At 73.4% G+C, this 14,492-nt stretch carries 11 protein-coding genes; 5 read left to right on the top strand and 6 right to left on the bottom strand.

What is annotated here, in order from left to right:
* The first annotated feature begins 167 nt into the window (after positions 1-167).
* Complete coding sequence (locus ACYVGT_RS18320; RefSeq protein WP_460859945.1) at positions 168-1,937, top strand: IlvD/Edd family dehydratase; 1,770 nt, start codon at positions 168-170, stop codon at positions 1,935-1,937.
* A gap of 117 nt (positions 1,938-2,054) precedes the next feature.
* Positions 2,055-2,822 (top strand): IclR family transcriptional regulator, encoded by a 768-nt coding sequence (locus tag ACYVGT_RS18315; RefSeq protein WP_460859943.1) that lies wholly within the window; start codon positions 2,055-2,057, stop codon positions 2,820-2,822.
* A 25-nt stretch (positions 2,823-2,847) separates the two neighbouring features.
* On the opposite strand, the gene ACYVGT_RS18310 is transcribed toward ACYVGT_RS18315, so the two are convergent.
* Positions 2,848-4,230 carry a GntP family permease gene (locus ACYVGT_RS18310; protein ID WP_460859941.1) on the bottom strand — a complete coding sequence of 461 codons (1,383 nt, stop codon included), beginning with the start codon at positions 4,228-4,230 and terminating at the stop codon, positions 2,848-2,850.
* A 307-nt stretch (positions 4,231-4,537) separates the two neighbouring features.
* Between ACYVGT_RS18310 and ACYVGT_RS18305 the strand changes: the two genes are divergently transcribed.
* A complete protein-coding gene (locus ACYVGT_RS18305; protein WP_460859940.1) occupies positions 4,538-5,506 on the top strand; it encodes a hypothetical protein in 969 nt (322 codons plus the stop codon).
* A 145-nt stretch (positions 5,507-5,651) separates the two neighbouring features.
* Here the strand turns inward: ACYVGT_RS18305 and ACYVGT_RS18300 are convergent, their stop codons facing one another.
* Positions 5,652-5,774: a hypothetical protein gene (locus ACYVGT_RS18300; RefSeq protein WP_460859938.1), complete on the bottom strand. Its 123-nt coding sequence runs from the start codon at positions 5,772-5,774 to the stop codon at positions 5,652-5,654.
* Positions 5,775-6,248: 474 nt separating this feature from the next.
* Here ACYVGT_RS18300 and ACYVGT_RS18295 point away from each other — a divergent pair, with 474 nt between their 5' ends.
* The gene (locus ACYVGT_RS18295; RefSeq protein ID WP_460859937.1) at positions 6,249-7,811 is read left to right on the top strand and encodes an FAD-dependent monooxygenase; all 1,563 of its coding nucleotides are present in this window, start codon (positions 6,249-6,251) and stop codon (positions 7,809-7,811) included.
* Positions 7,808-8,449, top strand: a complete 642-nt coding sequence (locus tag ACYVGT_RS18290) for a TetR/AcrR family transcriptional regulator (protein ID WP_460859935.1) — start codon at positions 7,808-7,810, stop codon at positions 8,447-8,449. Before ACYVGT_RS18295 ends, ACYVGT_RS18290 begins: the two co-directional genes overlap by 4 nt.
* A 165-nt stretch (positions 8,450-8,614) precedes the next feature.
* On the opposite strand, the gene serA is transcribed toward ACYVGT_RS18290, so the two are convergent.
* The 4 genes from serA to ACYVGT_RS18270 form a co-directional block, all read right to left on the bottom strand.
* Positions 8,615-10,204 (bottom strand): phosphoglycerate dehydrogenase, encoded by a 1,590-nt coding sequence (gene serA, locus ACYVGT_RS18285; protein ID WP_460859932.1) that lies wholly within the window; start codon positions 10,202-10,204, stop codon positions 8,615-8,617.
* Between the two features lie 435 nt (positions 10,205-10,639).
* Positions 10,640-11,635: a ketol-acid reductoisomerase gene (ilvC, locus tag ACYVGT_RS18280; RefSeq protein WP_460859930.1), complete on the bottom strand. Its 996-nt coding sequence runs from the start codon at positions 11,633-11,635 to the stop codon at positions 10,640-10,642.
* A 134-nt stretch (positions 11,636-11,769) separates the two neighbouring features.
* Positions 11,770-12,294: an acetolactate synthase small subunit gene (gene ilvN / locus ACYVGT_RS18275; RefSeq protein WP_460859927.1), complete on the bottom strand. Its 525-nt coding sequence runs from the start codon at positions 12,292-12,294 to the stop codon at positions 11,770-11,772.
* A gap of 134 nt (positions 12,295-12,428) precedes the next feature.
* Positions 12,429-14,258, bottom strand: a complete 1,830-nt coding sequence (locus ACYVGT_RS18270; protein ID WP_460859925.1) for an acetolactate synthase large subunit — start codon at positions 14,256-14,258, stop codon at positions 12,429-12,431.
* Between the last annotated feature and the right edge of the window lie 234 nt (positions 14,259-14,492).

Genomic DNA, 14,492 nt, shown 5'->3' with positions numbered 1-14,492 from the left:
CGCCGCCGGGGGCCGCTCGGGGCCGCTCGGGGTGTTGACGCCCTCCCCGGCGCTTTTTACCGTGTTTCGAGATACTGACCGTTGTTCAAAATCTCGAACGCAGCTCGCATCCCCTGGCTCGCACCCCCGCCCCCCGCGCCCGCCGCGTACCCCCCGAAGGAGCCCCGATGCCGCACGAGGACCCCGCGACGACCGGAGACGACCGCCCCCGACGCACCGGCGAACTCCGGAGCCGGCACTGGTTCGGCGCCGGAGGGCGCTCCGGCATGCTCTACCGCTCCTGGATGCGCAACCAGGGCTTCGCCGACGACGTCTTCGACGGCCGCCCCGTCGTCGGGATCGCGGTCTCCGGCTCCGAACTCGCCCCCTGCAACGCCCACCTGTCCCGGCTCGCCGAGTCGGTCAAGCGCGGCGTCTGGGAAGCGGGCGGGTTCCCGCTCGAGTTCCCCGTGATGGCGCTCGGCGAGACCGTGCTGCGCCCCACCGCGATGCTCTACCGCAACCTCCTGGCCATGGAGGCCGAGGAGCTCTTCCGCGCCAACCCGCTCGACGGGGTGGTCCTGCTGTCGGGCTGCGACAAGACCACCCCCGGCCTGCTCATGGCCGCCGCCAGCGTCGACCTGCCCGCGCTCATGCTCACCGGCGGGCCCATGCTCAACGGCAAGTTCCGCGGCGAGGACATCGGCTCGGGCACCCACGTGTGGAAGTTCGAGGAGGAGGTGCGCGCCGGACGCATGACCGAGGCCGAGTGCGGCTTCGCGGAGTCGTGCATGTCGCGCTCCAACGGCCACTGCATGACCATGGGCACCGCCTCGACCATGGCGTGCATGGCCGAGGCCCTCGGCATGCAGCCCGCCTACGGCGCAACCTGGCCCGCGGTCGACGCCCGCCGCTACGCCCTGGCGCAGAAGTCCGGGCGCCGCATCGTCGACCTCGTCCACCAGGACGTGCGCCCGTCCTCGATCATGACCCGCGAGGCCTTCGAGAACGCGATCCGGGTCAACGCGGCCATCGGCGGCTCCACCAACGCCGTCATCCACCTCACCGCGATCGCCGGACGCCTGGGGGTGGACCTCGGCCTGGACGACTTCGACACCCTGGCGCGCGACGTACCGACCCTGCTCGACCTCATGCCCAGCGGACGGTTCCTGATGGAGGACTTCTGCTACGCGGGCGGACTCCCCGCCGTGGTCGCCGAGCTCGGCGACCTGCTCCACACCGACGCCGTCACCGTCACCGGCGAGCCCCTCGACGCACCCGCCCGCGCCGGGGCCGCCGAGTGCCACGACCGCGCGGTGATCCGCCCGTTCGACGACCCCCTGCAGCAGCCCGGGAGCGGAACGGCCGTGCTGCGCGGCAACCTCGCGCCCGGCGGGGCGGTGCTCAAGCAGTCCGCCGCAAGCAGCCACCTCATGGTGCACCGGGGCCGGGCGAAGGTCTTCGACTCCCCCGAGGAGTACTACGCCGTGGCCGACGACCCCGACCTGGACGTGGACGCCGACACCGTGCTCGTCGTGCGCAACTGCGGCCCGGCCGGCTACCCGGGCATGCCCGAGGTCAGCAACGTGGCCCTGCCGTCCAAGCTCCTGGCCGCCGGCGTCACCGACATGGTCCGCGTGTGCGACGGGCGCATGTCCGGCACCGCCTACGGGACCGTCGTGCTGCACACCTCGCCCGAGGCGGCGGTCGGCGGCCCCCTCGCGCTCGTGCGCGACGGCGACACGGTCGCCCTCGACGTTCCGGGACGCTCGCTGACCCTCGACGTCGACCCCGCGGAGCTGGAGCGCCGCGCACAGGAGTGGACCCCGCCGGAGCCGCACAGCCCCCGCGGGTGGACCAAGCTGTACTGCGACACCGTCCTGCAGGCCGAGCGCGGTGCGGACCTGGACTTCCTGGTGGGCCGCAGCGGCCACGGGGTCCCCCGGGAATCGCACTGACCCCGCCCCGGCCCGACGCCCTCCGGCCGGGCGGGCCGGGCCTCCGGAAGCCCGGCCCGCCCGGAACCCCGGTACTCTGGCGGTCGTCCGAGCAGGGAGAAGACGAGGAGGTCGGCCGTGGAACGCCGCGCACCGGCTCTGCAGCGAGGGCTGGACATCCTCGAACTGTTCACCGACGGCCGCGAGTCCGTCAGTGCGCCGGAGGTGGTGGCCGAGCTCGGCCTGCCGCGCACCACCGTGCACGAGCTGCTGCACACCCTCTCCGCCCGCCACTACCTGACGAGGCACCTGGACATCCCCGGGCGGTACCGCCCGGGGCTCCAGCTCTTCCGCCTGGGCAGCGCCTACACCGACGGCCTCGACCTGCCCACCCTGGGGCGGGAGGCCGCCCGGGAGATGGTCGAGGAGTGCAACGAGACGTCCCATGTGGCGGTCCTCGACGACGCGCACATCGTCTACCTCGCGAAGGTCGACAGTTCGCATGCGGTCCGGATGGTCTCCAGCCTCGGCCGGCGCCTGCCCGCGCACTGCACCGCGCTGGGGAAGGCGCTGCTGGCGGCCCTGCCCGACGAGGAGGTGCTCCGGCGCCTGGGCCCGGAGCCCCTGGAGGCGCTGAGCGCCGGGACGGTCACCGACCCCGGCCGGCTCGTCGAGGAGCTGGCCGGGGTGCGGGAGTCGGGGTCGGCGGTGGAAGTCTGCGAGGCCAACCCCGACGTGGCCTGCGTCAGCGCCCCGGTCCGCGACCGCACGGGCCAGGTCGTGGCGGCGCTGAGCATCTCCGTGCCCCAGCACCGGTGGTCCGACGAGCGCTGCGCGCAGCTGCGCGACCTGGTGCGCGCCGGTGCGCGGCGCTTCTCCCTGCGGCTCGGGGCGAGCGAGGCCTGAACGCGGTGCCGCGCGCACCCGCCCGTCAGATCAGCAGGTAGAGCAGGCAGACCAGGGCGAAGGACAGCAGCCCCACCGCCGTCCCCTGGACCGTCCAGGTCTTCAGGGTGGTCGCGGTGTCCATGCCCAGGAACCCGCGCACCAGCCAGAAGCCGGAGTCGTTGACGTGGGAGAGCACGATCGACCCGGCCGCCATGGCCAGCACGACCAGCACGAGTTGGAGGCCGCTGAAGTCCCCCGCGGCCATCGACGGCCCGATCAGCCCCGCCGCCGTCGTGACCGCCACGGTCGCCGACCCCTGCGCGACCCGCATCACCACCGCGAGCAGGAACGCCGCCAAGAGCACGGGGATCCCCATGCGGTCCAGGCTCTGGGTCATGGCGTCGCCGATCCCGCTGAGGCTGAGCACGTGGCCGAACATCCCGCCGGCCCCGGTCAGCAGGATGATGGTGCACACCGGCGCGAGCGCGCGGTCGATGATCCGGTTGAGCACGTCGCCGCGGTGCCTGCGCCGCCACCCCAGGAGCCACATCGCCGCGAGCACGGTGATGAACAGGGCCGCGGGGGTCTGCCCGATGGTCTGCAGCGCCTGCACCCATCCGGCACCGGAGTCGACGGCCCCGGTCGCCGCGAGGGTGGAGAGCCCGGTGTCCATGAAGATGAGCAGCAGCGGGAGCAGGAGCAGGAAGACCAGGACGCCGAGGCTCGGCGGGGGCCCGAGGCGGTCCTCGCCGTCCTCGTCCCCGCCGCCGAGGATGCCGGGCACGGGCAGGTCGAAGCGGCGTCCGAGCCAGAGGCCGAGCAGGTAGCCGGCCAGGTACCAGGCGGGGATCCCGACGAGCAGCCCGAACACGATGACCAGCCCCATGTCGGCGCCGACGATCTCGGCCGCGGCCACCGGGCCGGGGTGCGGGGGCAGCAGGGCGTGCATGACGACGAAGGCGCCGGTGGCGGGCAGGGCGTAGACGAGCACGGATCCGCCCATGCGCCGGGCGACGGAGAAGATCACCGGCAGCATCACGACGAACGCCGCGTCGAGGAAGATCGGGAAGCCGAAGAGCAGGGAGGCCACGCTCAGCGCGAGCGGGGCGCGGCGCTCCCCGAAGAGGCGCAGCAGGCCGCCGGCCAGGACCTCCGCGCCTCCGGAGACCTCGATCATCCGGCCGAGCATGGCGCCGAAGCCGATGAGCAGGGCGACGGAGCCGAGGGTCTGGCCCATGCCCTCGGTGAGGGTGGGCACGAGGTCGCCGACGGGGATGCCGGTGGCGAGGGCGGTCACGGCGCTGACCAGGATCAGCGCCAGGATCGGGTTGAGGCGCACCTTGATGATGAGGAACAGCAGGGTGGCGATGGAGAGTACGGCGATGGCCATGAGCCATCCGACGGAGAGACTCGCGGTGTCGGGCATGGGGGGACCTGCCTGTCCGGGGCCTGAATGCGCGTCGGGGCCGGGCGCCGCGCCGTCGGGAGGAAGGGGGGAGCACCGCGCACCGGGTGTTCGATATTTCGGACGTTGTCTCTGATGTCGAAGACATTGTGCCACTCGCGTGACCCAGGTCAATGCCTCCGGTGACGTGGGACACTCCGTGCGGCGGTCGTGCGCCGCCCCAGGGCGCCGTTGACCGCGGACTCGGCCCGCCCTAGCCTGAATTCGAAATCGGAAACGCCGTTCGAAATACAGAACAGTCGCTCCCGGCGCCCGAGAGGACCCCCGCATGCCCGCGCGCGAACACCCCCGCCCGCCCGGACACCGCACTCTGGAGGACCTCGGCCTCACCGGCCCCCCGGGCTCCCCGCCCCCGTCACGGCGGGCCTTCCCCGACGGCGGCGCCTGGCGGGTGGAGGTCCCCAGCGTCGAGGGGCCGGCCGCCCTGGAGGCCGTGTTCGCGGCGGCCGACGGGCTCGGTGTCCCGGTGCACCGGGTTTCGCAGGGTTCCGGGGTCGGCATGCTGACCGATGCCGAGATCGCCGCGATGGCCGGCCTGTGCCGGGAAAGGGGCGCCGAGCTCTGCCTGTTCGTGCGCCCCGGCGCGGACTGGGACGCGGGCGCGGGACGCTCGGCCGCCACCGGCCCCGTGGCGAGCCGGAGCAGGGGGGCGGGCCAGCTCGCCGCCGGTGCGGCCCAGGCCGAACGCGCGGCCGCCCTGGGCGCGGGCGGCCTGCTGGTCGCGGACGAAGGCCTGCTGTGGGCCCTGCACCGGATGCGGGCGGGCGGCGCCCTGCCCGCCGGGATCCGGCTCAAGGTCTCGGCGGCCGCCGCGCCGGCCAACCCGGCCGCGTTCCGGGTCCAGGAGCTCCTCGGGGCCGACACCGTCAACACCCCGCCCGAACTCTCCGTCCACGAACTGGCGGAGCTGCGCGCGGCGGGGACCGCCGCGCTCGACGTCTACGTAGAGTCGCCCGACGACACCGGGGGGTTCGTGCGCCACCACGAGATCGCGGCCATCGTGCGGGCGTGCGCGCCGGTGTACGTCAAGTTCGGGCTGCGCAACGCCCCGGGGCTATACCCGGCGGGCGGACACCTGGCGCCGGCGGTCGCGGAGACGGCGCGCGAACGCGTGCGGCGCGCGCGGCTGGGGCTGGACGAGCTGGCGCGGGCGGAAGGCGTCCCCGAGATGTCGCCCGTGGGTTCGCACGGCCTCGCGGAACCGGACCGCTTCGCCCCGCCTCCCGCGCGGGGCTGACGCGGAGCGGACCGCCGACCGGCCCCGCGGCGGGGATCAGCGGCGGACCGGGCCGCTGAGCGGCTCCGGCGCCGACGGCCCCTGCAGACACGCGGGGACCCGCACTCCGGTTCCGGGGTGCGGGTCCCCTGGGCGCGCCGTCGGATCAGTCCCGGCGCTCGAGCGCCTCCTGCAGCGCACGGGAGGCGTCCTGGCCGTCGTCGGAGGTGTCGCGGGTGTCGTAGATGTCCTGCATGGTGATCCCTTCCTCGCCGGGCAGCGCCTGCACTGGCCCGGCTCCTCGCTCGGCCTCCAGCCGCACCGAGCGCCGGCGGCGGCCCGGTCGGGCCCTGCCGCGGTGCCGCGAGCGGCGGGAGCGGAGTTGCGCGCACGGCGGCCGGCGGCGGTGCCGGACGGGTGCGACCAGAAGACCGCGGCGGCCGGCCCGATAGCCGGCGGGGCGCGATAGGCGTGCGGACCGGACTCCGGCGGGGATCACTCGACCGGCGGTCCGCGGCGAGCCCCCGGCGCCGTGATGCGGCACCCGGGGTACTCGGCCATCAGAATATCGGACGTCCGAGCATTCGCGCGAGACCCCCCGCACGTGCGCAGACCGCGGCGCCGCCGGACGCCCGCACCGCCCCGGCAGCACTCCCGCGGCAGGCAGGGAGGCCTCCCCGCACGGCCCTGGCCGAGTGCCGCCTTCCGGCGTAATATGTTTACGGTACCGACCCGTTAACTTAATACCGATTGCGGGGCACCCATGGACACCACCGACACCGACGTCCTCATCGCCGGCGCAGGGCCGACCGGGCTGACCGCGGCGTGCGCGCTCGCGCTCCAGGGGGTGTCGGTCCGGATCATCGACGCCGCGGACGGCCCCTCGCCGACCTCGCGGGCCAACCTCGTGCACGCGCGCGGCGCCGAGGTCCTGGACAAGGTCGGCGCACTCGGCGACCTGCCGGAGAAGTCGGTCTCCGCGCTCACCATCACGCTGCACATGGGCGGGCAGCCGGTCTCGGTGATCCGCTTCGGCGACACCGGCCTGCACACCAGCCGGCCCGCGCTGGTCACCCCGCAGGCCCAGGTCGAGAAGCGCCTGCGGGAGCGCTGGGCCGGCCTGGGCGGAGCAGTGGAGTGGGGCACCCGCCTCACCGGAATCGAGCAGGACGGCGGCGGGACCACTGCCACGGTGGAGACGGCGCACGGCGGCACCCCGGCCACCGGCACGCTCCGCGCGCGCTGGCTCCTCGGCGCCGACGGGGCCCACTCTGCGACGCGCAAGCTGGTCGGCGCCGCATTCCCCGGCGCCCCGGTCGCCGACACGTGGCTGCTGGCCGATGCGCACATGGACTGGCGCCTGCCGGCGGACGGCACCACGGGATGGATGCACCCGGACGGCGTCGGCGCCGCCCTGCCCATGCGCGACCCCGACGGCGACGGCATCCTGTGGCGGCTCATGTTCTACGCGCCGGGGCTGGCGGAGGACCCGCCGGACTCCGCGGAGATCGTCGACCTGCTGCGCCGGATGGTGCCGGAGCGCAGCGGCATCGCCGATGCCGGCATCATCGACGCGCCGTGGACCTCGGTCTTCCGCATCCACCGCCGGCTCGTCGACTCCTACCGGCACGGCCGCGTGCTGCTCGCGGGCGACGCCGCGCACCTCCACTCACCGCTCGGCGGCCAGGGGATGCTGACCGGCATCGGCGATGCCGAGAACCTCGCCTGGAAGCTCGCGCTGGTGGTGCACGGCACCGCCGCTCCGGCGCTGCTCGACGCCTACCAGGCCGAGCGGAGGCCGCTGGCCGAGGGCGTCCTGCGGGTCACCACGGCGAACTCGCGGCTGCAGGTGGGCGACGGGGCGCTGGTACGGTTCGTGCGCGAACGGATCATGCTCCCCCTCATCGGGCTCGGGGTTGTCCAGCGGGCCGCGACGCGCGCGGCCTCCCAGCTCAACGTCAGCTACCGCAAGGGCCCGCTCGGCGGCCGCCGGACACCGGCCGCGCTGCGCCCCGGCTCCGGCCCCGCGCCGGGGGACCGCGTCGCCGACCTGCCCTGCCTGCGCGAAGACGGCACCCCGACCCGCCTGCACGCCGAACTCAGGGCACACTGGGTCCTGCTGTCGTCCGAGCCGGACCCGCCCGGCGCGCAGGCGGTCCGCGACCGGCTGAAGGACGCCGTCGAAGTGCTCACGCCCCGCGACCGGAAGCTGGCCGACATGCTGCTGATCCGCCCCGACTCGCACCTGCTCTGGCGCGGCGGCACCGCCGGCGCCGGCCTCGGCGCGGTGCTCGACGGCCTGCTGGACACGGGCCGCACCCGATGACCGCGGAGCGCTCGCGCCCCGAGCAGCCCGGGCTCCCCCGGCGCGGCCGCCCGCGCGACCCGGAGGCCGACCGCGCCATTCTCGCGGCGGCTCTGGAGCTGTTCGCCGAGAAGGGCGCGACGGGGACGAGCATGCAGGCGATCGCGGCCCGGGCCGGCGTCGGCAAGCTCACGGTCTACCGGCGCTGGCCCGACAAGGAGGAGCTGATCGCCCAGGCCATCGAGGCCGTGCGCGGCGACATCCCGGACCCGCCCGCCGCCGATCCCCGCATGAGCGTCCCCGAGCAGATCGAGCGGGCCGTCCCCGCGGCCGCCGACACCCTCGCCCGGCCCGCCTTCCGCACCGTCCTGGCCCAGGTCCTCGGCTCGGCCGCGACCCACCCGCGGATCATGGAGGCCAGTTGGGAGCAGTACATCCTCCCCCGCCGCAGGCAGGCCGCCGCCCTGCTCACCCAGGCCGTCGACGAAGGCCTGGTCCACCCCTCCGCCGACTTCGACGCCCTCATCGACATGATGGTCGGCGCCGTCGTCTACCGCGTCCTCCAACCCGCCCCCCTCACCCGCCCCGAAGCCGCCCGCTTCCTCCGCTCCGTCTACCGCCAGGCGGGCCTGCTCCCGGCGCCCGAATCCGGAGGCTGATCCCGCGCGGACCGGGCGGCGGCACCTCGGCGCAGCAGAGCGCCGCACCCCGGGCCCGCAGCCCGGGGTACGGCGCTCAGGGACTGGCCCGCCCGGAGGCCGGGGGTGCTGGTCCCGGAGAACCCGGGACCGGCCCGCCCGACCGGCCGCGCGGCGGCGTCCGGGTCAGTCCTCCAGGTCGACCTGGCGGGTGGACTCGGCGCGGATCTCGGTGCTGATCTCCTCGAGGGTCGGCGCCGGGATGGCGGAGTCGACGGTGAGGGTGATCAGCGCGGTGCCGCCCTGGGTGTCCCGGCTGACCTGCATGCCGGCGATGTTGACTTCGGAGCCGCCGAGCAGGGCGCCGACGGTGCCGACAATGCCGGGGCGGTCGTCGTAGGTGAAGAACGCCATGTGGTCGCTGAGAGCGATCTCCATGGTGTAGCCGTTGAGCTCGACGAGCTTCTCGGTCTGGCGGGGGCCGGTGAGCGTGCCGGAGACCGAGATGCGGCGGCCGTCGGCGAGCACGCCCTGCACGGTGATGAGGTTCCGCCAGTCGGAGTCGCCGTCGCCGGTCTCCAGGGCGACCTCGACGCCGCGCTCCTTGGCCAGCAGCGGGGCGTTGACGAAGGTGACCGACTCCTCCACCACGTCGGCGAAGACGCCCTTGAGGGCGGAGAGCTCGATGACCTTGACCTCGTGCTCGGCGATCTCGCCGCGCACCACCACGTCGAGCCGGCTGGGCAGGCCGCCGGCGACCGCGGTGAAGATGCGGCCGAGCTTCTCGGTGAGCGGCAGGCCGGGTTTGACCTCGTCGGCGACCGCACCGCCCTGCACGTTGACCGCGTCCGGCACGAACTCGCCGCTCAGCGCGAGCCTGACCGAGCGCGCCACCTGGGTGCCGGCCTTCTCCTGCGCCTCGGCGGTGCTGGCGCCCAGGTGCGGGGCCACGACCACGTTCTCGAACTCGAACAGCGGGCTGTCGGTGCACGGCTCGCTGGCCCAGACGTCGATGCCGGCGCCGCCGACGCGGTCCTCCTTGAGCGCCCGGTAGAGGGCGGCCTCGTCGAGGATGCCGCCGCGCGCGGCGTTGATGATGCGCACCGACGGCTTGACCTTGGACAGCGCCTCGTCGCTGATCAGGCCGACGGTGTCGGCGTTCTTCGGCAGGTGGATGGTGATGAAGTCGGACTGCTCCAGGAGCTCGTCCAGGGTCACCATGCGCACGCCCATCTGCGCGGCGCGGGCCGGCTGCACGAACGGGTCGTAGGCGAGGATGTGCGTGCCGAACGCGGAGAGGCGCTGTGCGACCAGCGCGCCGATCCGGCCGAGGCCGACGATGCCGATGGTCTTGTCGTAGACCTCGACGCCGGTGTACTTCGACCGCTTCCACTCGCCGTTGATCAGCGCGTTGTGCGCGGGGGCGGTGTTGCGGGCCGAGGCGAGGAGCAGGTTCACGGCCTGCTCGGCGGCGCTGACGATGTTGGAGGTGGGCGCGTTGACGACCTGGACGCCCGCCTTGGTGGCCGCCTCCACGTCGACGTTGTCCAGCCCCACTCCGGCGCGGGCCACCACCTTCAGTTTCGGCGCCGCCGCGAGGGCCTCGGCGTCGACGCGGGTGGCGCTGCGCACGATGAGGGCGTCGACGTCGGCCAGGGCCGGCAGCAGTTGGGAGCGGTCCGCACCGTCGGTGTGCCGGACCTCGAAGTCGCCCTCGAAGAGCGCGATTCCGGCGGGGGAGAGTTCTTCCGCGACGAGTACTGCGGGCTTGGGCACAGCGCCTTCCTTCAGTGGTCGATACTGCAGTGCTGGGACGGCAGGTCGGGTGCTTCGGCCCCCGAAAGTCTAGTCCTGCGGTCGGAATGGGGGGCGGGAAGGGGTCTTTCCACGGCGCCCCGGCCGGGTCCGGGACGCACCTGCCAGGGCCGACGCAGGCGCCCGGCCGCCGGCGGAAGCGCCTGCAGCGCAGCGGGTGGAGCAGGCCCGGGGCGGTGCCGCGTGCGCGTCCCCGCCGCGCGCCGATGTGTCCGACCCCTCGCCCGCACCGGCGGCGCGGACGCCGGAGCCGGTGCCCGGCCGGCGATCCCGCGCACGCGGAGGGCCCCTCCCCGGAAGGGAAGGGGCCCGTGCAGCTGCAGCGGCGCGCGGCCGAACCGCCCCCGCGCCGGACCAGGCCCCCTCCGACAGGAAAGACCCGGCCCAGCACCACCACTACGCCTTCAACCAGCTCATCAGCGGACGCAGCTCCGCACCGACCTTCTCGATCGGCTCGGCCTGCTCGGCTTCACGGCGCTTGAGGAAGTTGGGCCGGCCCGCATCGAACTCGGCGACGAGCTCGCGCGCGTAGGTGCCGTCCTGGACCTCGGCGAGGATCCGGCGCATCTCCTCGCGGGTCTGCTCGGTGATGACCCGGGGGCCGCGGGTGTAGCCGCCGTACTCGGCGTTGTCGGAGACCGACCAGTTCATCTTGGAGATGCCGCCCTCGTACATGAGGTCGACGATGAGCTTCACCTCGTGCAGGCACTCGAAGTAGGCGATCTCCGGCTGGTAGCCCGCCTCGGTGAGGGTGGTGAAGCCGGCCTTGATCAGCTCGGCGAGGCCGCCGCAGAGCACGGCCTGCTCGCCGAACAGGTCGGTCTCGGTCTCCTCGGTGAAGGTGGTCTTCAGCGCGCCGGCGCGGGTGCCGCCGATGCCCTTGGCGTAGGAGAGCGCCAGGTCCCAGGCTCCGCCGGTGGGGTTCTGCTCGACCGCGACGAGCACCGGGACGCCGCGCCCCTCCTCGAACTGGCGGCGGACCAGGTGGCCCGGGCCCTTCGGCGCGACCATCGCCACGTCCACGCCGGCGGGCGGCACGATGAGGTCGTAGCGGATGGAGAAGCCGTGTCCGAAGAAGAGGGCGTCGCCGTCCTTCAGGTGCGGCTCGATCTCCTTGGCGTAGAGGTCGCGGTGGATGTGGTCGGGCACCAGCACCATGATGAGGTCGGCCTCTGCGGCGGCCTCGGCGGGCGTGACGACGCGCAGGCCCTCTTCTTCGACCTTGGCGCGGCTGGAGGAGCCCTCGGCGAGGCCGACGCGCACGTCGACCCCCGAGTCGCGCAGCGAGAGCGCGTGCGCGTGCCCCTGGCTCCCGTATCCGATCACCGCGACCTTGCGGCCCTGGATGATGCCCAGGTCGGCGTTGTCGTCGTAGTACATCTCTGCTGCCACTTCGGGCTCCTCGGCTCGTTGCTCGTGCTCGTGTCTGCCGCGGGCGCGCTGCAGGGGGTGCTGCAGCAGCGGACGCGGGGTGCGGCGGCGGCGCGGGAGGCGCGCCGCCGGCGCGGGACGCGGGGGTGCGCGCCCTAGGCGCTGCGCTCGACGGGGCGCAGCGATCGATCGGTGATGGACCGGGGTCCGCGCCCGAGGGCGACCAGACCGGACTTGACCAGTTCCTTGATCCCGTACGGTTCCAGGTTCCGGATCAGCGCGTCGAGCTTCTCCGGTTTGCCGGTGGCCTCGATGACCACCACGTCGGTGCCGACGTCCACGATGTTGGCGCGGAACAGCTCGGCGGTCTGGATGACGTGCGGGCGGCTGGCGGCGTCGGCCTTGACCTTCGCCAGCAGCAGCTCCCGGCGGACCGATGCCTCGGTGTCCATCTCGACGATCTTGATGACGTTCACGAGCTTGTTGAGCTGCTTGGTCACCTGCTCCAAGGGGTGTCGGTCGCAGTTGACCACGATCGTCATGCGGGAGAGCCCCTCGTACTCCGTGGTGGAGACGCTGAGGGAGTTGATGTTGAAGCCCCGGCGGGAGAACAGGGCCGAGGCGCGGGCGAGGATGCCCGGCGTGTCCTCGACGAGGACGGCGAGCGTGTGCTGGGTCATGATCGGTGAGGCCCTCTGTCTCGTTCTTCTCGCTGGGTTGGGGACGCGGTGGGGCGGTGGACGCTGCGGCGCTGCGCTCCGGGCAGCGGGTGCGCTGGCCGGAGGGCCGCCGCGGGGCGGGTGCCGCGGGGGTGTCAGTCGGTGTCGCCCCAGTCCGGCGCCATGTCGCGTGCGTACTGGATGTTGTCGTTGCTGATGCCGGGGCCGACCATCGGCCAGACCATCGCGTCGGCGTTGACGGTGAAGTCGACGACGACGGGCCGGTCGTCGACCGCCATGGCCTTCTCGATCGTGGCGTCGATGTCCTCGGCGCTCTCGCAGCGCAGGCCGACGCAGCCGTAGGCTTCGGCGAGCCGGACGAAGTCGGGGATGCGGACCTTGCCCTCGTCGGGCGCGGTGCGCAGCTCGGTGTTGGAGTAGCGGCCCTCGTAGTAGAGGGTCTGCCACTGCCGCACCATCCCGAGGTTGCCGTTGTTGACGACCGCGACCTTGATCGGGATGCCCTCGACGGCGCAGGTGGCCAGCTCCTGGTTGGTCATCTGGAAGCAGCCGTCGCCGTCGATCGCCCAGGTGGGGCGGTCCGGCTGCCCGACGGCGGCGCCGAGCGCGGCCGGCACCGAGAAGCCCATGGTGCCCAGGCCGCCGGAGTTGATGAAGCTGCCCGGGTTCTCGTAGGAGACGAACTGGGCGGCCCACATCTGGTGCTGGCCGACGCCGGCGACGTAGGCGGCGTCGGGGCCGACGATCTCGCCGAGGCGCTGGATGACCTGCTGCGGGGCGAGGCTTCCGTCCGAGGGGCGGTCGTAGCCGAGCGGGTAGACGCTGCGCAGCCGGTCCAGCTGGGCCCACCAGGCGGCGTAGTCGCCGTAGCGGTCCTCGGCCTGGTCGCGGCGGACCGCGACGACGAGGTCGGCGAGGACTTCGCGGCAGTCGCCGACGATCGGCACGTCGGCGTGCCGGTTCTTGGAGATCTCCGCGGGGTCGATGTCGGCGTGCACGATGGCGGCGCCGGGCGCGAAGCTGTCCAGCCGCCCGGTGACCCGGTCGTCGAACCGGGCGCCGAGGGCGACGACGAGGTCGGCCTTCTGCAGCGCGCCGACAGCGGAGACGCTGCCGTGCATGCCGGGCATGCCGAGGTGCTGGGGGTGGGAGTCGGGGAAGACGCCGCGGGCCATCAGGGTGGAGACGACCGGCACGCCGGTGAGCTCGGCGAGAACGCGCAGCTCCTGGTGGGCGCCTGCGCGGAGCACGCCGCCCCCGACGTAGAGGACCGGGCGGCGGGCGTCGGCGATCATCCGGGCGGCCTCGCGCACCTGCTTGCCGTGCGGCTTGGTGACCGGGCGGTAGCCGGGCAGGTCGAGCCGTTCCGGCCAGCGGAACCCGGCGCTGTTCTGCAGCGCGTCCTTGGCGATGTCGACCAGGACGGGGCCGGGCCGGCCGGTGGAGGCGATGTGGAACGCCTCGGCGATGGTGCGCGGGATGTCCTCGGCGTCCTTGACGAGGAAGTTGTGCTTGGTGATCGGCATCGTGATGCCGGAGATGTCGGCCTCTTGGAAGGCGTCGGTGCCGATCGCGGGGGTCGCCACCTGGCCGGTGATGGCGACCATGGGCACCGAGTCCATGTGGGCGTCGGCGATGGGGGTGACGAGGTTGGTCGCGCCGGGGCCGCTGGTCGCCATGCACACGCCGGGACGGCCGGTGGCGTAGGCATAGCCCTCTGCCGCGTGGCCTGCGCCCTGCTCGTGGCGCATCAGGATGTGCCGGACCTTGGCGGAGTCGTAGAGGGGGTCGTAGGCGGGGAGGATGGCCCCGCCGGGGATTCCGAAGACCACGTCGGCGCCTGCGTGCTCCAGCGACCTGATGAGCGACTGGGCTCCGGTCATCTGATCGGTCATCACACATTCCTTCGAGAGCTCGAGGGCTCGGTATCGGTGTGCAGTGGTCGATGCCGCCGCCTGCGGCATCAAAAAACCCTCCACCGCTCGATGCGGTCGGAGGGCGCGCGCAGCAGAAGAGACTTGGTCAACCGGCTGCGCGCCGACCAAGTACGAGAATGAGGTGGAGGTTGCTCTGCACGGTGTCAACCTTGGCCGAGGCCGGGGCGGACGTCAACCGGAACTACAGAACGTCTCAGCATTCGGGATGTGACTTCCGACATACGTACACCTGAGAGCGGCGGGGGCCGGGCGCAACGACGC

It is taken from the genome of Nocardiopsis coralliicola (assembly GCF_054779695.1).
Note: the sequence above shows the minus strand (reverse complement) of the source record. Positions and strands in the feature narration are given on the sequence as shown.